Source organism: uncultured Pelagimonas sp., from assembly GCF_947498515.1.
In the GTDB taxonomy this organism is placed as follows: Bacteria; Pseudomonadota; Alphaproteobacteria; order Rhodobacterales; family Rhodobacteraceae; genus Pelagimonas.
In genome coordinates, this window is sequence record NZ_CANMKO010000016.1 from 1 (window position 1) to 19656 (window position 19656).

At 56.8% G+C, this 19656-nt stretch carries 20 protein-coding genes; 1 reads left to right on the forward strand and 19 read right to left on the reverse strand.

Translation table 11 applies throughout. From position 1 onward, the window contains the following. Nucleotides 1–97: 97 nt before the first annotated feature. The 5 genes from Q1A43_RS21370 to Q1A43_RS21390 form a co-directional block, all read right to left on the reverse strand. Nucleotides 98–889, reverse strand: coding sequence for a manno-octulosonate cytidylyltransferase (locus tag Q1A43_RS21370; RefSeq protein ID WP_299938721.1), 792 nt, complete (start codon nucleotides 887–889; stop codon nucleotides 98–100). A gap of 57 nt (nucleotides 890–946) precedes the next feature. Continuing rightward, a complete protein-coding gene (locus Q1A43_RS21375; RefSeq protein ID WP_299938724.1) occupies nucleotides 947–1909 on the reverse strand; it encodes a KpsF/GutQ family sugar-phosphate isomerase in 963 nt (320 codons plus the stop codon). A gap of 151 nt (nucleotides 1910–2060) precedes the next feature. Then, nucleotides 2061–2840 (reverse strand): hypothetical protein, encoded by a 780-nt coding sequence (locus Q1A43_RS21380; RefSeq protein ID WP_299938726.1) that lies wholly within the window; start codon nucleotides 2838–2840, stop codon nucleotides 2061–2063. 55 nt (nucleotides 2841–2895) lie between these two features. Then, complete coding sequence (locus Q1A43_RS21385; RefSeq protein ID WP_299938729.1) at nucleotides 2896–3867, reverse strand: UDP-glucuronic acid decarboxylase family protein; 972 nt, start codon at nucleotides 3865–3867, stop codon at nucleotides 2896–2898. 51 nt (nucleotides 3868–3918) lie between these two features. Further along, nucleotides 3919–4833 (reverse strand): acyltransferase, encoded by a 915-nt coding sequence (locus Q1A43_RS21390; protein WP_299938731.1) that lies wholly within the window; start codon nucleotides 4831–4833, stop codon nucleotides 3919–3921. A gap of 141 nt (nucleotides 4834–4974) precedes the next feature. On the opposite strand from Q1A43_RS21390, the gene Q1A43_RS21395 reads away from it, so the two are divergent. Beyond that, nucleotides 4975–5466 (forward strand): putative colanic acid biosynthesis acetyltransferase, encoded by a 492-nt coding sequence (locus tag Q1A43_RS21395; RefSeq protein ID WP_299938734.1) that lies wholly within the window; start codon nucleotides 4975–4977, stop codon nucleotides 5464–5466. Nucleotides 5467–5469: 3 nt separating this feature from the next. Here Q1A43_RS21395 and Q1A43_RS21400 read toward each other — a convergent pair whose 3' ends face one another. The 14 genes from Q1A43_RS21400 to Q1A43_RS21465 all read right to left on the reverse strand — a co-directional run bounded on the left by Q1A43_RS21400 (nucleotide 5470) and on the right by Q1A43_RS21465 (nucleotide 19638). After that, nucleotides 5470–6615, reverse strand: coding sequence for a glycosyltransferase (locus Q1A43_RS21400; protein ID WP_299938736.1), 1146 nt, complete (start codon nucleotides 6613–6615; stop codon nucleotides 5470–5472). Further along, nucleotides 6612–7778, reverse strand: coding sequence for a glycosyltransferase family 4 protein (locus Q1A43_RS21405; protein ID WP_299938738.1), 1167 nt, complete (start codon nucleotides 7776–7778; stop codon nucleotides 6612–6614). Before Q1A43_RS21405 ends, Q1A43_RS21400 begins: the two co-directional genes overlap by 4 nt. After that, nucleotides 7775–8884 carry a glycosyltransferase family 4 protein gene (locus Q1A43_RS21410; protein WP_299938740.1) on the reverse strand — a complete coding sequence of 370 codons (1110 nt, stop codon included), beginning with the start codon at nucleotides 8882–8884 and terminating at the stop codon, nucleotides 7775–7777. The genes Q1A43_RS21405 and Q1A43_RS21410 overlap by 4 nt, the downstream gene beginning before the upstream one ends. Nucleotides 8885–8903: 19 nt before the next feature. Then, nucleotides 8904–9734, reverse strand: a complete 831-nt coding sequence (locus tag Q1A43_RS21415) for a hypothetical protein (RefSeq protein ID WP_299938742.1) — start codon at nucleotides 9732–9734, stop codon at nucleotides 8904–8906. Between the two features lie 124 nt (nucleotides 9735–9858). Further along, nucleotides 9859–11271, reverse strand: coding sequence for a hypothetical protein (locus tag Q1A43_RS21420; protein WP_299938744.1), 1413 nt, complete (start codon nucleotides 11269–11271; stop codon nucleotides 9859–9861). A 10-nt stretch (nucleotides 11272–11281) separates the two neighbouring features. Next, entirely contained in the window at nucleotides 11282–12490 is a 1209-nt protein-coding gene (locus Q1A43_RS21425; RefSeq protein WP_299938746.1) for a glycosyltransferase family 4 protein, read from the reverse strand. Beyond that, nucleotides 12487–13356, reverse strand: a complete 870-nt coding sequence (locus Q1A43_RS21430) for a glycosyltransferase (protein ID WP_299938749.1) — start codon at nucleotides 13354–13356, stop codon at nucleotides 12487–12489. The genes Q1A43_RS21425 and Q1A43_RS21430 overlap by 4 nt, the downstream gene beginning before the upstream one ends. A 4-nt stretch (nucleotides 13357–13360) precedes the next feature. Continuing rightward, nucleotides 13361–13924, reverse strand: a complete 564-nt coding sequence (locus Q1A43_RS21435; RefSeq protein WP_299938751.1) for an acyltransferase — start codon at nucleotides 13922–13924, stop codon at nucleotides 13361–13363. Further along, nucleotides 13917–14831 carry a glycosyltransferase family 2 protein gene (locus Q1A43_RS21440; protein WP_299938752.1) on the reverse strand — a complete coding sequence of 305 codons (915 nt, stop codon included), beginning with the start codon at nucleotides 14829–14831 and terminating at the stop codon, nucleotides 13917–13919. Before Q1A43_RS21440 ends, Q1A43_RS21435 begins: the two co-directional genes overlap by 8 nt. Nucleotides 14832–14867: 36 nt before the next feature. Further along, nucleotides 14868–15836 (reverse strand): sulfotransferase, encoded by a 969-nt coding sequence (locus Q1A43_RS21445; protein ID WP_299938753.1) that lies wholly within the window; start codon nucleotides 15834–15836, stop codon nucleotides 14868–14870. 120 nt (nucleotides 15837–15956) lie between these two features. Then, nucleotides 15957–16916: a glycosyltransferase gene (locus tag Q1A43_RS21450; RefSeq protein WP_299938755.1), complete on the reverse strand. Its 960-nt coding sequence runs from the start codon at nucleotides 16914–16916 to the stop codon at nucleotides 15957–15959. After that, nucleotides 16913–17701 carry a sulfotransferase gene (locus Q1A43_RS21455; RefSeq protein WP_299938757.1) on the reverse strand — a complete coding sequence of 263 codons (789 nt, stop codon included), beginning with the start codon at nucleotides 17699–17701 and terminating at the stop codon, nucleotides 16913–16915. Before Q1A43_RS21455 ends, Q1A43_RS21450 begins: the two co-directional genes overlap by 4 nt. Then, nucleotides 17698–18747, reverse strand: coding sequence for a glycosyltransferase (locus Q1A43_RS21460; protein WP_299938760.1), 1050 nt, complete (start codon nucleotides 18745–18747; stop codon nucleotides 17698–17700). The genes Q1A43_RS21455 and Q1A43_RS21460 overlap by 4 nt, the downstream gene beginning before the upstream one ends. Then, entirely contained in the window at nucleotides 18748–19638 is an 891-nt protein-coding gene (locus Q1A43_RS21465; protein ID WP_299938763.1) for a hypothetical protein, read from the reverse strand. It abuts the gene before it with no gap. Nucleotides 19639–19656: the final 18 nt, after the last annotated feature.

Here is a 19656-nt window from a genome sequence, read left to right on the forward strand (position 1 = left end):
GAGATCGGGTTGGCACCGCCAATCGCGATGCCGCCAACCATCACGGTTTTGGTCTGGGTGGCTTTGGTCTCGGTGACATCCATGGTGACGGGCATGATTACAGATCCTTTAGGACAGAGTTGATGCGGGCGACGTCTTCGGGGTTGTTGAGTTCCCAAAACACCCGGCCCCGGCCCTCGACCTGCACACAGGCGATGGTGGTGTCATTCACAAGAAAGCGCAGCTGTTCGAGGCCTTCCAGCGTTTCAAGCTCTGAGACCGGCCAGCTCGTATAAGCGCGCAGGGCCTCGGGGCGATAGGCATAGACGCCGACATGGTGATAGACCGGGATGTTTTCGTCCGGCACCTTGTCGGGGTCGATAAAGGGCAGCACCTCTTTGGAGAAATAGAGCGCGTGGCCCTTGGCGTTGAACACCGCCGTGGTGCCACCAACGCGGCCCTCTTTGCGATCCTCAACGAAATGGCCATAGGTCAGCGGATCACATTGCAACACCGGCGTGGCGACCTGTGCCTCTGGGTCGCGTTTCATCGCGGCGATCAGGTCTTCGACAAACCATTCCGGGGTCAGGGGCGCATCGCCTTGTAGGTTCACCACAAGATCGGCCTCAATGGCACCGTTGGCCAAGGCCTCGGCACAGCGCGCCGTGCCATTCTCGGCCTCGGGGCTGGTCATGATCACCGAGGCGCCAAAACCGATGGCATGATCGCGGATACGATCATCATCGGTGACGACATGAACCTCATCGACACCAGACACCCGGTTGGCCGCCTCCCAGCTCATCTCGATCAGCGATTTCTTGTCGCCCGATGGCAGGGTCAGCTCGGCCAAGGGTTTGCCGGGATAACGGGTCGAGGCATAGCGCGCCGGGATCAGAATAACGGTTTTCATAAGGGGTCGTCCTTTGGAAGGCTCCGGTCAGGCCACAGCGGTTTGGGACGCTGCAGGTTAAGACACGCCGGCACGCAACAGGTCATGCATATGTAGAATGCCAACGGGGCGCTGATCACCATCAACCACCGCAAGCACGTTGATCTTGCGCGCGTTCATAGTCGATAGCGCTTCGGCGGCAAAGCCATCGGGTGACACGGTCAGCGGTGTGCCGCTGGCGATGTCGGCGGCCGATTTGCTTAGCAAGCCATCCATATGGCGGCGCAAATCCCCGTCGGTGATAATTCCCGATAGCTGTGCGTCTTGCATAACCAAGGCCGTACCCAAGCCCCGCGAAGTCATGACCAAAAGCACATCCTGCATCGGCGTCTTTTGATCCACGAGCGGCAAATCATCGGCACCGTGCATAAGGTCGCCCACCGTCGCCAGCTGCATCCCCAGCTTGCCACCGGGGTGGAAGTCTTTGAAATGATCGGCGGTAAAGCCGCGCTGCTCCATCAAGGCCACGGCAATCGCATCGCCAAGCGCCAGGGTCATGGTGGTCGAGGTGGTCGGTGCCATGCCGATCGAACAGGCCTCTTCGGCCTTGGGGATCAGCAATTGATAGGTCGAGGCGCGCATCAGCACGCTATCGGGGTTTGACGAAATCCCGGCAATCGGAATGGCAAAGCGCTTGCAATAGCCCACCAGATCTTGGAGTTCGCGGGTCTGGCCGGAATTGGAAATCACGATACAGATGTCACCGGGCACAATCATGCCAAGGTCGCCATGGCTCGCCTCAGTCGCATGCACAAAGAGCGACGGGGTGCCGGTGCTGGCCAAGGTTGCGCTGATCTTGGAGCCGATATGCGCCGATTTGCCGATGCCCGAAATAATCAGGCGCCCCGAGCTGGCCAAAACAGCCTCGATAAAGGGGGTGAAATCAACCGGAAGCTCGGATGCGAGCTGTGCAAGCCCACGTATTTCCACATCCAAAACCCGTCGCGCCGCAGCATCAATACCCGTCAGCTTATCCTCCATATCGACCACCTCAGTGCTACATGTCCAAGGGCCCAAAACACGCCCTAAGCCCGCTGATTAACGAACCACAACTCGACCAGCAAGCGTGCTCTGGATGTTTCCCGTGGTGTTCCAGTTTTGGCAGAGACACAACATCCGGTCAAAACGGATCTCAGCCTTTGGCCTGAGCCTCGATCTCAGGTGGCATGGTGGAATAGGCATATCCGGCCCTAGCCTCGATCTCTGAATCGAGAGCCTCCAACACAAAGGCATGATCCTGTGGGGTGAACTGCGCCGCCTCTTTGCGTTTGGCGTGATTCAAGTCCGGCATATCCCAAGCGAAATGTTTTTGAGGGACCGAAACCTGTTCAGGGAGGTCCTGCCCACAATGTTGCGCAACGCGTTGTAGCAACGGCCGCGGGTCTGCGATGATATCATCAAGCTTGAAATGGCAGGCTTGGATTTGACGATCTTGCAAAGACAGATGCGCGTGCAGCTTTAGCGCCCGCAGCTCGGTAATGTTCTTAAGACAGCGCCCCTCAATCGGATGGCGATCAAGTTGCAATGTCTGACCGATCCGAGGATCCCGACTTCCCATGCTGAAACTGTAATGCAGGTCAATCTCACAGTCCCACTGTGCCCTGATAAATTCGGGAAAAGACAGATGGGGCAGCGGCGGCTTGGCATGATAGGGACGGACATACATGCTCTTGATCCAAGAAAACGCATCCCGGCTGACGGCTACATATAAAACTGTGTCCCGACAGGCGGTAAAGGTTGGAAAGCCGTGTTTCCAACCATATGATTTTGACCGCTTGATATCGAAATTACTCTGGATCAGGGCGTCAACAAAGTTGGTGCCAGAGCAGCGCTCTCCGATGACTTGATACCGGATGCCACGCTCCTGCGTTGCGTTAAGGTAACGGTTATAAATCAACGACTTGATATTCATGCCCTAAGCCCCAGCAAAAGTTTTCATGCACAGATGTTGCACGTGCGGTCCGCGTTTAATCGGTCACCAGTTCCGGCAGTAATTTCTGGAAATATGCAATGGTGCGCGCCAACCCGTCCTCTAGCGTGATTGTCGGTTCCCACTCTAGAATTTGGCGCGCCTGCGTGATGTCGGGTTGGCGTTGTTTGGGGTCATCGGCCGGCAGCGGGTGTTGCACCAATTGTGATGTGGCCCCGGTCATGGCAATGGTCTTTTCGGCCAGTTCGCGAATGGTGAATTCACCGGGATTGCCGAGATTGATGGGGCCAGTGACATCCGTGTCGGTGTCCATCAGGCGGATGAAACCATCGACCAGATCATCAACATAGCAAAAAGAGCGCGTCTGCTGACCGTCACCATAGATGGTGATCGGCTGCCCCTGGAGGGCTTGAACCACAAAGTTTGACACAACCCGGCCATCGGCATGGTGCATGCGGGGACCGTAAGTGTTGAAAATCCGCGCTACTTTGATCTGCAAATCATGTTGGCGGTAGTAATCGAAAAACAGGGTTTCGGCACAGCGCTTCCCTTCGTCGTAACACGAGCGCGGGCCAATAGGGTTCACATTGCCCCAATAGCTTTCGGGCTGGGGGTGGACATGTGGGTCGCCATAAACTTCTGATGTGGATGCCTGAAAAATCTTGCAGCGCAGACGTTTGGCTAAGCCCAGCATGTTGATTGCCCCATGCACCGATGTCTTGGTCGTGGCCACCGGGTCGTGTTGGTAATGCACCGGAGAAGCTGGGCAGGCGAGATTATAGATCTCATCGACTTCGACATAGAGCGGAAAAGTCACGTCATGGCGCATGAACTCAAAGCGCGGATGGCTGTGCAAATGTTCGATATTGCGCTTCGTGCCGGTAAAGAGATTGTCGGCACAGATCACCTCGTGCCCCTGTTCGAGTAGGCGGTCGGTGAGATGCGAGCCGATGAATCCGGCTCCACCGGTGATGAGAATGCGTTTACGGGAATCGTAGAGACGGGCCATGGAATACTCTTGGTGTTGGGTGAATGTGAAATAAGGAAACGGTGTTCAGGTTTAGGGCTTGGACGCAAGGGGGCGCTTTGACATCTGGCGGGACAAGTGGATCGCCGGGCACTCGACAAGTCGCCAGAACACCGCGGCCGCTGCGAGGCTCAGAAGCAGCCCCACACAGGACATGGAGAACTCGGCCCAGGTCGTTTCAGGCAGAAACCGTCGAGACAGGTTAACAACACGCCCACCAATGGGCAAATGCAGCAGATAGATCGAATAGGACAAACTGCCCAGCCAGAAGAACGGCCTCCACCCCGACCCCTCCAGGCGGACATGCGCCGTTGCCAAGATCACCAGAGCAGTGACACTTCCGGCAGCCGCTTCAAGGGGTTTGCCCAAGATTGCTAGGCTGCCTCCGGCAAGGATCATCGACATTGCCAGCACCCAGAGTGGGTCTTTCAGGGCGATGCGCCGAAAAACGGCAATGCCGATCGGGAACAGCAGGCTAAGCGGGGGCAACATCCCGACAAGGCAGAGACCAGAAACCGCCCCAACAGCCAGCAACCAACGCCAGACTGCCGCATGGGAAAAGACCGGAAAGAAGGCCGCAGCAAGAAGGTAGAATACAAACTCATAGGCCAGTGTCCAATAGACTGGCTGCAACCAGGCAAAAGGCGTCAATGGGATGACATAGCCGACATGAGACAGGATTTGCCAAAAGCTCCAGTCCGGGGGGGCACCCGCAAACCCTGGAGCCAAGGCCGAAAGCTCCCACAGAATGACCACCAAGAGAATGCTAAGCAGGTATGGCGGCTCGAGGCGAACAAGCCTTCGCATCATATATTCGGGGAAATCCGACAAAGAGAAGCGCTCATAGCTTTGCAGGATCGACAACGGAATAACGAAACCCGAAATCACGAAGAAAATCTCGACACCAAGCCATCCATAGGCACCGCTAGCGCACCCAATTATCGCCATGCCCATTGGTCAGATGGTACCAGGCCACAGATATGGCCGCGAGGCCGCGCAGAATTTCAACGCTTTCAATTCTGGTCGAAGCTGAAGTATCTGTCATGGGGTGCACTCCAAGGAGGCGACAGCCCGGAAAGGGACAGCAGCATGCAAGAAAAACCCATCGCCAAGCTTGACCTCGCAGCCTTCCAGAAACCGGATATTCCGGGATATCCGGGGCTTTTTGTTCGGGTGTCGTGGTATTTGCTGAATGCAATTATCTTGCGGAGTGGGGTTCTGGGACTGCTGCCTTCGCGGACCAAGGTCGCGCTGCTGCGGCTCTACGGAGCCAAACTGGGGCAGGGGGTGGTAATCAAACCCCGCGTCGATATTAAATCGCCCTGGTTCCTTGAGGTAGGCGATCATGTTTGGATTGGCGAAAAGGTTTGGATCGACAACCACACCACCGTGCGCATCGGATCGAACAGTTGCCTTAGTCAGGGGGCTTATCTGTTCACGGGCAATCACGACTGGACGGACCCTCAATTCGCCTTTTTCTGCAAGCCGATTGAGATCGGTGAGGGGGTCTGGATCACCGCATTTGCCAAAGTTCCGCCGGGCAGTTGCATTTCCAATCATGTCGCGGTGATGACGGGCTGACATTTAGTCTTGAACCTCGTCATAAAGCGCATGGGTGCGGGTCGCCGAGATTGACCAATCAAAGGCGCGTTCAGCAAGGGCGCGGGCGGCGCGGCCCGCTTTGGCTTGTTGGGCTGGATCGGCAAACCACATGCGGCATCCCTTGGCCAGATCGGCCTCCAAATCCTCTTCGTTTAGAACGGCCCCGGCCCCGGCCTCGGTGACTTCGCGCCAAATATTGACCTTGCGGGTGACCAATGCAGGAACCCCTGCATGCAGAGCTTCGGCCAAAGCGATGGCAAAGTTTTCCTGTCTGGAGGGCAAGACAAAAACCTGCGCCGCCGCCATGGCTTGCCATTTGTCACGCCCTGACAAAAATCCTAGGAACCGCACATGTTCACTTAGGCCTCGCTGGGCCACCAATGCCCGGAGCTCAGCTTCTTCTGGGCCCGATCCCACGACCATCAGGCAGGCCTTGGGGCAGTCGTGGCGCAGGTGGTCCATCGCCTTGATCGCCGCCTCAGGGCGTTTTTTACCGTGTAAGCGACCCAAGAAAATCGCGAGGGATCGGTCGGCAAGATCGGGATAGCGCTGTGCAAATTCGCTGCGCAGGATCTCTGGTGCGCTCGGAGGTGCATCGGCCCCCAATGCAATAACCGCAGAAGGCAGGGGCCCCGTCACAGGTTCAGCCAAGCGACGTTCATCCTCGGCGGTAAAAAGCATCCGCGCCGCGCCGCGCAATGTGGCCCGTTCGATCAACGCAAGATAAAGCCGTTTCTTTAAGGCTTTTTGCCCGACCGAGTAGGGATCAAGCATCCCATGCGGTGATAAAATATAGGGCACGCGATGCCGCCGGGCCATCCGGGCGGCCTGGGCCACCAGAGGTGACCACATGGTATGCAGATGCACGACATCAGCCTTAGACACCGCCTCTTCGACTTGGGCTTTACCTTGGCCGGTAAGCGCCGCACGTTGCGTGGGCAAGATGACAGCCTCGGGCCATTTCTGAGAGAGGGCGGCCCCGTTGTCGGAGGTAAAGGCGGCGCTGGTCAGGATATCGGCACGATAATTATTGGCCGCGGCACCGGCGATCAGTTGCTCAACCACCACCGGAGGACCCCCTGCGGTGGCATCCATGTAGGGAGAGACATGGAGAACGCGTCTCGTCATGTTGTCACCTTGCGTTCAATGGCCTGCTGATAAATCCGAGCTGTTCCGGTTGCCATGGCATCGGTGCTAAACTGTGCAAGGGCGCGGGCCTGTGCCTTTTGCCCCATGCTGGCCCGCAGGTCGGGGTTTTCCAAAAGCGTCGTCAGCGCCGCTTTCCAATCCTCTGATCCGGAACATAAAAATCCACTTTCACCCGGTGTCACCGCTTCGGCAATGCCATCAGCCCGAGTTGCCACCACAGGCAGCCCGGCATGCATCGCCTCAAGCAGGGCCAGCGGCAATCCTTCGAAGACAGAGGGCATTGCAAAAACATCCAGCCCCGCCAACCGCAGGGCGGCATCAGTGCGCCAGCCATCAATGGTGAGGGGCATCCAATCCCGGTGCGCGCGCGCATGGTTCTCAAGCTCTGTCCGCAAGGATCCATCGCCAATCCAGACCAGCCGCACAGGGTGTTCCGGCCCCACTGTTGCAAGATGATCGACCAAAGCCAACGGGGCCTTTTGTGCTTCGATCCTGCCCACGGCCCCCACCGCAATCTCATGGTCTTTGAGGTCCCAATCGGCCCGCGCCTGCGCCCGCGCCGCCGCCAATGCCGCGCGATCTGGGGTCGGAACCCCATTCAATACCGTATGGACCCGTGCCTGTGGAAACCGCGTGGCAAGCTGTGCTTTGGAGGTTGCGCTCACCGCTATGTAATCCCCACCCGCACGGGCCAGCACCCGCGCGCTTGCCCAATCGCGGCCCGCGCCAAACCGGGCCCCAAGGGCCGCGGCGGAATGACCGACATGGATGGTCGACACCCAAGCCCGCCCGCTTGCCGCCGCCGCCAGCACCAAATCAAGCCCATCTTCGGCAACCTGCTGGTTCACATGGAGCACATCAACATCAAGCCCGGCGAAAAGCGTGGCCAGTTGGCCCTGTTGGCGTCTATCCAGCCACGCGCCCAAGCCCCGCAGCCTGCGGTCATAGGTGGTGTGAAAGGCAAACCGGTGCACCGATGCGTTCTCTGTTAGGCTGTCCGCCAACTCGTCCATGCGCGGGGCGTCGGGCACCAATGCGACAACCTCATGCCCGGCTGCGGCCAAGCCCTGTGCCAAAAAGCGCAGATAGATTTCGCCGCCTCCACGTGACCCTGACCCCGAAGAAATCAGTGCGATTTTCATGCGCCAAACGCCTTGGGGGACACCGTGCGGACGGTCTCTATCCAACGGCGGGCCCCTTCTGTGACATCCCAATGATCCGCCATCGACGCGGATGTCTCTGCCATGGATTGGCGCAGCGCATCATCGCCAGCGATGCGATCCAATACGGTGGCAAGGGCGGCGGCGTCCCCGGCTGGGGTGATATAGCCATTTCGTCCCTCTCGGACCAAATCCGGACCAGACCCCACCGCATCCGTGGTCAAAATTGGCAAACCGGCCCCGATCGCTTCGTTGACCACAACCCCCCAACCGTCATGCCGGCTCGGTAGGCAAAACACATCCGCCGCGGCAAACACGTCTGGCAAATCGGCGGGGTCTTTGTGCCCCTGAAAGATAACCCGCTCCCGCAAATCGGCGGGCACGCTTTGTTCATAGCGTTCCTGTTCCGGGCCGCTTCCCAAGGTCAGAATGCGCAACTTGGGGTGTTTGCGGGCCACCTTGTCAAAGGCTTCGATCAGCACATCCAACCCTTTGCGCGGGATCATCTGGCCACTAAAGAGCACGTCTATCGTGTCTTTCGGCTTGGCCTTGTTGCGCGCAGCTTGGAACCGCGACAAATCGCAGAAATAGGGAATGTTAAAGACCGGCACGTCTGGGAACAGGTTCTCATAGGCGTTGACCGCGACACTGCCCATTCCGGCAATGGCGCTGGCTTTGGCAATCGGTGCCTGAAGCTGTTTGCGGATTAGGCTGCCAATGGGGCCTCGTTGTGAAAATCCGGGCACTTCGCCCCAAAACATCCAAGGCGATTTGCGCCATGATAGACGCCGCATGGCCAGTTGAGCCGTCAGCGCCGAATAATCGCTGATCACGGTCAAATCTGGTTGGACCTGATCGATGGCGGCCATGATGGAGGGGTTCCAATGCGCCGACGGCCCGAGTTTCATCACGGTGCGGCCATCGAGAATGGTTTCAAACGGCATCAGATCCGGCCGTTTCCATTCTCGGTCATGGGCTCCGGCTGTGAAATAGAAAACACTCAAATCCACCTCGCCGGTTTCAGCCAGCGCAGAAAACAATTGGCGTTGATAGGGGGATGGAATGACGGTGAGAAAAAGGAGTTTCATAAGGATGCTCAGATTTTATTCAGGGCAGGCGCATGCGCTTTTTTGCGGATGGCATGCCATTTGTGTAAAGCCGATGCCTTACATTGCCAAAGAAGTGTCTCATACATATTTTGCTGTAATCCGTTGGGTCTTTTTGAAACGGGTTCATACCAGCATTGGAGTGAAAAAAGGCCTCCTCGGGGAGCGGTTGGCCCCTCGCGCGGGCAAAGGACGCCCCCATGATCCACTGTTCGGTAAAATATTCCCAACCGATGTGATAGGCCGCCCCGTCCCAGTGTCCTGTAACGGGCTTGCCGTCGTTCAAAAGGCGCGATTTTTCCAGCAGATTGTCGATAAAGGGCAGGCTAAAGCTTCCTTTTTCAGTGAGGAAGAACCCAGAGTTGAACCCTGTGGGAATATCTGCTCCCTCTGCGCGGTATTTCTTGCGCATCGGGGCCGCGAGATAATCTGAGCTGCGATCGACAACAAACCGGGGGGGGCGGGGCTGTTCGCATGAAACCCAGGATGTGATGTCAGCAGACCTAGAGAAGAACAGAATGTCTGAATCGCAATAAATGACATTGCGATTGGCCGTTTTGCTCAGAATAAGACCAAGCTTAGCCCCATATTTGAAGTCGCGGACAAATGTGTTGATGCTCTTGTAGCCAAAATCCGTTTCTCGGTATTTCCGGCCATCCTCTGTGGTGCATCCGGGGAAAACATGTTGGGCTGTTTTGGCCATCTCTGCGGACACTGGCCCATCAACAACGATCTCCAAGGCAAAGTCGGCACCCTGCCAGAATAGAAAACTATACGCGGTCCAGAGAGCTTCGTGGATTTTGTCCGGTGTTGTCAGAACCAACAGGGTCATTTTTGACGTTTGTGAGACGTGTATTGGTCGAAATTTCCGTGATTGAGCAATGATTGGCCAGGGGGCATTGCGGGCGAATGAGGCGACCAACCCTTGAAGTTTTTTACCAATCGTCATGTCAGATTTACCGCACTACCTTGGTGTACAAGATGATGGCCAGCAACGGCAACAAGGTTGGGGCAAGCGACATGAAGCTCCGCATCCCAAGCCCGGCAGGAAACAAAGCGACTGCAAAAATAATCATATCCAAATTGCTACGCGCGCCCACGGCCCGACGATTCCAATACGCACTCAGTGCACCAAAGCTTAGGGCGGCCATCAATACCGCCATATATCCCCCTGCCATCCAGAGCTCTCCGACAAAGGTTGCTGACAAGGTCAATCCCCTTGCTCCGACCGCCTCTTCGATACTCAATGACAAGCCCTCAGGCTTGCTTGGCCACAATGCGCGGGGAATAGGGCGGACCGCTGCAACATACGGAACCTCAAAGCCCAAATGAGGGTGGGTTTCAGGAAAGACCTCGGTCAAATGCGCAATATTGATGAGGTTCATATCCACAAACAGCGTGTCAGTCCGGCTTTCCTCGATGTTAAAATTTTCGAGGCCAACGGTCCGAATTTCGGGCAGGTAATAGATCGCAAAATAGGCGACCACCAAGATCGGGGCAAAAATCATGGCGAGTTTGCTAAATGTCAGCCGCGGCAGCATCAGTGCAAAACTGGCGCTGAAAGTGATCAGATGGATCAGAAAGATATTGCGCGTCCCGCCTGCAAAGCCCTCAAAAAAGACGAGAGACAGTAGGGCAAGTGCAATCGCGACCTGCCACAATTTATACTTTCGCCACTGCGCCAGAATAGCGGCCGCTAGTGGTGGTATCAGGTATTTCAAGAGGCCAAATTCGTTCAATAGAGTGGACAAGGACCCAAACCGCCCGCGTGTCCAAGGCTGTGAAAATCGCGGCCGGGTCATTTGATAAATCATCTCTGAAATATCAAAGGAGACCGCCAGCAGCATATAGAGATAGCCCAGCAACCCGCAGGCGATGAGAAGTATTGTGGTTCCTTTCGGAGAAACCTGAAAATCAATGCGGCGGGGCAAAGGGCGGTTGGCCGGAAAAATGTGCCGGCCAACCACAATCCCGGTGAAGCCCAGCAATGTCGCTTGGACCGCGGTTTGGGCGGCAGGGAGCGAGACCCTATCCGTAATGGAATCTTGGGGCAGAATGAACTCAAAGAAAGTCAGCAAGAACAGGACCATCAGCATAAAGACATCAACCCGAACCAGATTGCGCAGCCCGGCTTGTCCTTCGATCCAGAGCGCAAACCCAATGCCGACCCCCACAAAGGGCGCGGGGTACTTAAAGGCCTGATCGGCGTCATTCGCATAGATCAACGCCACTCCGGCCAGAATGAAAGAGAGCAGCAGAGTTAAGGTTGACATCAACCTCAGGTCATTGAGAACCCGTGGCGACACCAGATCAGAGGCACCAGCAGCGATGACAGGCGTGCGCGTATAGACTGGGGATGTCATTGTCATGAACCTGCTCTCACCTTGAGTGTTGTACCTGCTGAAGCAAAGCGAACAGGTTCTGTGACAGCGCGTCAATGCTGAACCGGTCTGCCAAATGGGCCCCGGCGCGTAGCTGCGCAACCTGGGCTCTATCCTGGGTGAGCATGCGCAACTGATCGGCCAGGTTCTTGGCGGTTAGATCTTGCAATATCAGCCCGTTTTTATTGTGCTCAACCACGGTGCCACAATGGCGGGATGCAATCACCGGAACCCCGGCGCTTAGCGCTTCGAGTTGGGTCAACCCGAACCCGTCTGAGCGGGTGGGAAACAGGAACAGATCGGCTTGATCATAGAAATTGGCCACTGTGCTGCGCGCAACGGAGCCATGAAAGGTGATGCGTGGATCAGACCGAATGGCCTCTGGAACCGAGACCTGAAGCGGCCCGACCACATCTAACATGACCGGCAAATCCGGGGCCATTTGCAGGGCCTCAAATACGAGATCAATCCCTTTGCGCAAAGTGACCTGCCCCAGAAACAGCAGGCGCAAAGGCGCATCCTTATCAGCGGGGCGGGGTTTGGCGGTCATGACGGGTTCATAGGCCAGCGGCAAAGTGATGATCTTTTCGGTCGCGACGCCTTCGGCCACCAACCCCTGCCGCGACCAATCTGAATTGACTGCAATCAGATCGGCGAGATCGGTTTCCCGCCGCCAGTTGTCCCAATATTGGGCGGGGATCGGGTGATGCACACCTTGTTGGCCCGGCATGTCATATAGTTTTTCGACCAATCGCGCCTCAACGGGGCCGGGGTCAATTTGCCCAAGCACCGTGCGCCAGCCGCGACTTTTGGCATAGGCCAAAATATCCGCCGCCGCATAGCTATAGGCAAAAAGCGTAACCGGCCCTTTTGGATCAAGGCGTTTCAAGCGCTGAAGGGCCATGCGCTGAAACCAGGCGTTGCGATGCAGGATTTGATCCCAACCCTGACGCCCGGCGCGCCGATCCGACAGTTCCCGCAGGACCGCCCGCAAACTCGGGGCCCAGACCCGTTGATCAGACAAGTCACGATGGGTTCGCTCGCCAAACCGCCCCAATCGGTCACGCAGAGGCATATCTGGCTTGCACCAAATATCCGTCACCAGCATCTCCAACATCCCACGTCGCGCCAAAGCCCGTGCGAGACTAAAGTTTTCGCGCGCGCCAATTTGACAGACGATACAGGACATATCGGTTTCTGAGCTCATGTGTTTCGTCGCAATCTGCGTCTTGCCAAGATGGTCTCGCTTTGCACGACGTGCCGGGCGCGGCGATGTCGCCAGAGCGTGGCCGGGATTTGGGCACCGCCTTGCAAGACCCCCACCACATGCCCGCGGCGCAACGAATAGACCATGCGGTTCAGCACCTGTGCCGCCCCGTACCCGGCCAGTTGCCAAGGATAGCGTAAAAAGGCCAAAAGCGCCGTGTTACGGACATGGGCCGCCACGATATTTGGCGCGGTTTGATGGCCGCGATCAGTGGCATGTCGCACGCGCAATGTGCCACATTCGACGATGCGCCAGCCGCGATCCATCACCTGCAACGCCACATCGGCCTCTTCCATCCCATAGGCCGGATGCAAGGGGACATAGCCCGGGATGGCCTCAAAAACCGCGCGGCGATAGGCACAGCCACACCCAACAAAATCCGCCACATCCCGCTGACCTTCATGGCGTGCGATCATCGGCTCGTCATCATGGATGATCGACATGGCCAGAACCCCGGCGTCGGGGTTATCGCCAAAGGCCGCTCGGATTTTGGCGAAGAAATCCGCATCAATAGGATAGGAATCGTCATCAAGGCTCACCACGATCGGGTGGGAACACGCCTTTAGCAGCCGGTTGCGCCCGCCGCCGGGGCCCTGTGTGACCTCCGCCGTCAGGATCTGAACCGAAGGGAATTGTGCGGCCAGAGCGGGGGCCGTTTCCGTATCCCCTGCATCAACATGGACAAGAATTTCGGCAATATCCGCCCCATAGGTCTGTAACCGTTTCAGCGTGTCTAGCAATTGGTCCACGCGCCGCCATGTCGGGATTATGACACTGACGGGGAGGGCATGGTTTGATACATCCACTGTGTTACGTCCTGTCTCTCACCACCCGCGCCGGGCTGCCTACTGCAATGACGTTTTCGGGGATGTCCCGCGTGACTGTGCTGCCTGATCCGATAATGCTCCCTGCACCGATCGTCACCCCTTTGAGAATTTTGACCTGCGCCCCCAGCCAAACATCCTCGCCAATACGCACCGGCGCTTCGATTAGCGGCTGTTGGCCAACGGGCTGACCCAACGCAGTTCCGTGATCATGATCGGTGATGTAGCACTCGGGGCCAATCATGCAGTGAGCGCCGATCTCGACCGAAAGCGAGGCGTCGATCATCGTCCGCCGGTTGATATAGCAATTTGCACCAATGGTGATCCTTGGGCTGTCAGTCCGTTCACCAATCGCAAGCAATGTGACGTGCCGATCCAGAGCCACGCCTTGATCGAGCCGAATATCCCAAGGGTTCTGTGGAATTTCAGGGGACACAACCCGGCAAGCAGGCCCAATCGACGCGCCCAACAGCCGCAACCAGCCAATCCGCAAACGCGATTTTAGCCCAGTAGGGGCCCGCAAAATCCGATTGATAAGGGCGTCATTCATGCGATGTCTCCTTGCGCCGCGTCACCAGCGCCTGCAGGGCCAAAACCGGAGCCCCAGCGACATAAGCCAACCGCTTTTGCACAATGTTCCAAAGAAATGTGTCGCGATACAAGCCCCAGCCAGAGGCCCATCGCCCCGAACGGGCACAGCTGATCACTGCGGCACGCACATGGCCCGTTAGGATCAAACGGCGAGATCGCGACCACGCGGCCCCCCCCGGGTAAACGCCGGCTTTTTCATGAGCGACAAGGCGTTTTAACCCGTCGAGATTGAGCGCATCGTTGCCCATTTCGTTGCCATCATGAATCCGGTGCGCCACCGTAATCGGGGCGGTAATCTGCGCAAACCCTGCTGCGGTGCCCAACCTCAGAGCCAGATCGTGATCTTCGGCGTTGAGCCGATCTTCGGTAAACCCGCCAGCCTTCAAAAACGCATCCCGTCGGATCATCATCATACCGGCCCCGGCAAAAAATCCATGTTCGGCACTGCTCAAGTAGGTGTCGAATACTTTGGCCTTGGTCGGAGTTTGGGAAAGGTCTGCGGGCGCTGACGTGCCGAAATCTTTAAAGGAGCCAAACAATAGGGCGGGGTGATCATGGTCCTTGGCGAGGTCGACCATCACCCTAAGGGACCAAGGAAACCACAGGTCGTCGCTGTCCAGAAAGGCCAGATAATCACCGGTTGCCGCCGCCGCGCCACGATTTCTAGCGGCCCCGGGGCCCGCATTGTCTTGTTCAATAAACGTGACGTCCTTGCGCATGGCGAGCGCCTCGCGCGTGCCATCGTTTGAACCGTCATCAACAACAATCACCTCATCCGGCAGGCGCTGTTGTGAAAAGACGGTTTCAAGACAGGCCAGCAGAAAATCACAGCGGTTATATGTCGGAATAACAACGGAAATACGCATCGGTTTATTAGGATCTAACGTCAAGAGAAATGCCCATCACCAGTCTTCATCACCATAAAAATATGGTGAAATGTCAGATGTTTGATTGCGAATACGATCGATCTCATCGCTTGATAGGCGATTTTTCCAAACAGAAATCGTAGCCTGACTATCGCGCGCGATTTGATCCGCCCGCCCGGTAGGTGCCTCTTGGGTATTGGCGGTGCTGGAATGGGCTGCAATCTGATTGCGGGCCTCTTGCGTGAACGACAAATCCAACCGCTGATATAGCTGTTCAAACTCGGTAAGGGGGTTGCGGCTAAGATCTTCTGTCCGAACGAAAATGAAGTTTGGGTATTTTTCTTGGTAAAGGCGGATCACATAGTGAAAAATCCGCCACGCCAAGATGGCTTCGTCAATAACATCGCGATCTGTCTTAGCCTCCAAGGCCCGCAATTCATCAACGAATGGCGCAATCAACGTGTCACATAGCGCCGGTTGCGTCAGAAACAGCCGGGGGCCGACATCCCAATTCATTCGCTTGATACTACTGACATAGGCTGCGGGGTGGCGGATCGAGACCACGACATCGGGGTCCAGAAGGTCAACCAGCCAGTCAACAGACATCAAAGCCAGAGGGTCTTTGAGCAAGGGGCGACGCAGGGAACTATGGATTTTGCGATAGCGTTGCCATCGTAACGTTGCCCCCACCATTCGTTTGGGGTCTGGGCGCACCTTTACGTCCTCCAACCACGGATAAAACAAACCCAACCGGTGGGCCATATAGCGCTCTGTTTCAGCGCTGGTTTGGTCTGTCACGTAATGGAAATGATGGTCAAAGGGGGGCGGTACCAGATGATGAATAAAGGGGAGTGTCTGCGGATTGAATGGCTCGTGGATGTAAGACAGCTCCGGGGAATAGGACAACATTTTGCCAAGCCAAGTTGTCCCGGAACGATTGGTTCCGGTGATGAGGATCGGGCGCGTCTCTCCTCTGAATTTGGCTTTGATGTTATAGGCCGTCATCTCATGGTCCCGTTCTTGGCCCAATTCATGGCCCAGTGTTTTGGGGTCACAAAAACGGCGGAGGCCCAAGCGCGATCGGGCAGGGGGGCCGCCACCAGCCCCCTGTCAAACAGGGAGCTTCTACACAACATGCAAACCCCGTCTCAAATTGGCGATACGCTCTGCGACCTCAAACCCCAAAAGGCGATAGACCATCCGGTAAGACCGGGGGGCGGCCACCCCGCGTGGCACAAAACCACGACCTGTGATGGCCTCATGGTGACGGCGCGCTTCGCTGCGATCTTCGCTCCAAGAGGCGCGGGCCATCTCAAACCGTGCTTGATTGATGGCCCAGTGGCGTTCAGGCGTCAGGTGCCCGCTCTTTGACAAATGCGCCTCAAGCCGGGCTTCAATCTTGGCCCGCTCTGCGCGCACTTTGGCAGGGTTACGCGTTGACAGCGTGCCGGTGTCAAACCGCCGGTAAATGGCCCCTTGAGACGCGGGATGATAGGCAAAGCGTTTCCCCGCCATCAACAACCGCAGATACAATTCATGTTCCTGACAGCAGGGTTGATCTTCGCGCCACCCCCCTACATCAAGCAAGGCCTGACGCCGCCAGAGTGGCCCACCGGTTTGCGGCAATTTCCACAAGGCCAACAACGCATATGGATCATGTGGCTCAGGCAGGGGGGACCAACTCCGCGTGGGGGCCCCGTTACCATCGCCAGTACTATCGCCGTGCCATTCGATCGTTTCCGGCCCGTAGATCACATCAATATCGCCCATATCCTGTAGGGCAGCGAGCTGGGCCGATACTTTGCCCGGCTCCAGATAATCATCAGCGTCCAGATATTGAACCCACGCGCCCCGCGCCAAAGACAGCGCCCGGTTGCGCGCCACCGGGGCCCCGCGGTTGGGACCTGTTTCCCAATGAATACGCCCGTCAAACCGACGCAACATATCAACCGTGCCATCGCTTGATCCGTCATCAATCACGATGACTTCGACATTCGGGCCCTGTACCAAGGCACTTTCAACCGCCTCAACGACCCAGGTTTCGGCGTTGTAGGCCGGTAAAAGGATAGAGACCGTGGGTGTCATGACAGGCCCCAAATCCCTGTATCAAAACCGTATTGTGCGTGCAGACGTTCCAGATCCGGTTGCAGACGCTTTGTAATGTCAGCCCGCTGGTCAGAGGTGAGCTTGAACGATTGTACATCGGCCCGTTTTGATCGCGTGTTTTGTGGCGGCAACACCTCGAACGCAAAATCGGGATCAATTTCGAGATGGGCACAGATGTCTCGCACCACAGCCAGCGGATCTGTTTTGAAGGCTTCAAAGGCGACGATTTTCACCGCAATGTCGGGAAATGCCGCGCGATAGGCATCCAATTGATACGCATACTGTGAGACCGCCAAGGGATGGGTTAGATCGGGCAACTCGGCACCCGGTTCAAACACCACCTCTTTGGCCGCGAGATTGTGGGCCAGATGACTTTCTAAACGGTCCACAGGGTTGCGCAGCATATAAACAAAGTGCTTGCGCCCCGGAAGCTTGGACAGACGTTTGGCGACATCGGGAAAGCCGGGTTGTTTGCTGTAGCCCGTTGACCCATCCAATGCAATTTGACGCCCCATTAACCGGGGCAACCATTGCCGGTAGTAGGGGGCCAAATCATCGGGTTCATGAGGGCTAGAAAAGAATTCCGGCTCTTTTTGATATTGGTTTTCCGCAATCGCAGGGTGCTGGGCCAGATAGTGATAAAGCGTTGTTGTCCCGCTCTTCATCGCCCCAATCAAAAAGCAAAACTCTTTGAGGCTGGGCGTATACAAACCCAAGCGTTGATTGGCGCGGCTTGCCCGGCTCCAGATAGTCGACTGAGTCATCCGTTTCTTCTCTCAAATGCGGCTTGGAATACCTCTGCATGTCGGCGGGCGACATTGTCCCAAGTGGTGTCCTCTTGGAGCTCAGGCCGGCTACGGCCGGCGGCGAGGCCGGTCAGGATCGCGGCCCCCAATGGGGCAGGGGTGGTATCTTTGGCAAAGATTGCGCCGCGCGCGCCCTCGCTCCCCGCCACCTGCGGGACCACAACCGGCAGGCCGTAATCTTGGGCAAGGGTGACCGTCCCGGAGGTCAAGCTATTTTCAAATGGCAAAACCAGCACATCCGCCGCCGCCAACAAAAGCGTCAATTCATCATCGCGGATATAGCGCAGCTCCAAGCGGGTTTGTGGTGTCGCCTCGGCCTGGCTGCGGATTTCTTCGCCATAAGCGTCATCCGTGACACTCCCCGCCACCACCAAAAGCCCATCTTTGCGCTGATCTCCCAGCGCCTCCCAGGCCGAGAGCAGATTTGGAACCCCTTTATAGGGTCGGATCATACCAAAAAAGAGCACCACAGGCCGGTCGGGCGCGATGTCGAGCGCCGCGCGGGCCCCAGCCCGATCAGGCAAGGCTCCATAAGCACTCCGAAACGACCCATGTGGGATGATATCAATCTTGTCTTCGTCCGCCCCCAGTGTCTCAATAACCGCCTCACGTGCCGCGGGACTATGCACAATCAGGCGATCCGCGAGCTTGGCCAACCGCGATGAAAACCACCGTTCAAGCCGTGGCGTTGGCGTATCGTGGGTGACAAGATTATGCACCGTCCACACCACGGGAATGCCGCGCATCTGTACCAGCTTCAAATCACTCAACGTCCGAAGACAATATGCCGTGCGTAAAAACGTGCGATCACTGCGCAAATAGTGGCTCGGCCAATGCAAGTGCAGCAGGTCCGGCTTTTGGGTTCTAATCGCTCGGGACAGAGGTAAAACCCGGCGATAGCCTTGTAAAAACGTCATCGACAGGCCCAAAGGCGCGGCCGCATCCGCCAGAAGCTGCTGATAGGGGTTGATGGATCGACCATCCGGGGCAACCAAAACCTGCATTTAATTGGCCAGTAAGGTTTTTTTGAGCTTGCGCATACCTTCGGTATACATCTGGTTGCGCACTGCTCCGACATAGTGGCGAAACGGTTTATCCCCCACGTCGCCGGTCAATGTCACACGATATTCTTCTGGCAAAAGAGCCGCCCCAAAACGGGTCGACAGCAGGGCCTGAACTGTTTGTTCAAACCGCCACCGATGCCCATCCGCCACGCCTGGGACCCCCAGAAACTCTTCTACGAGATCAAGGGACAGGCTATCGCGGTGCATCAGACCAAAGCCGGAATTGATCTCTGGAAGAATGGGCACGCCCTGTTTGGCCAGCGCTTCGGGAGAGGTAGAATAGGCGGTTTCCACATCGGGATTAAAGACATTCACCCGCGGTGCATCCTCTTCGAAATAGTCCAAAAAAGCCTGCGGAGGAGCAAAGAACAGCAAATCGCTGTCAAACATGATCAGCCGATCAGATTGCAGATAATGCGGGAAATCGAAAATCTTTTTTGAGATCACCCGGTTTTCCCGAATGTCGAGACAGCGCGGATAATCCGCCAGAGCCGCGAGCACTGCGGGTCGGGCCTCCTCATCTCCAATGATGCGCGCATCCGGAAATTGCTGGGCCAAGGCCTGTTGCAAATCCGGCGTCAAAGACGGGTCACCATGGATCACAAGGGCAAAGCGATAGGGCACCTGGGCATAAAAGCTTTTGAGCGCCCACACCGTGTTGATCCAGTCATGGGCCGACGTGAGCACATGAATTTCGGCACGGTCATCGGTTGTTCCGCTTAGCGGTGCGCTTTTGAGAATCTGATGGCGTAGGATGTCGCGCGCATAGACAAGATCGGGCCGGTAATGCGGCAAGTGGCGAATTTTCATCAAGATGCGACCGAGCATCATGTCATCCTTTGTTTTAAA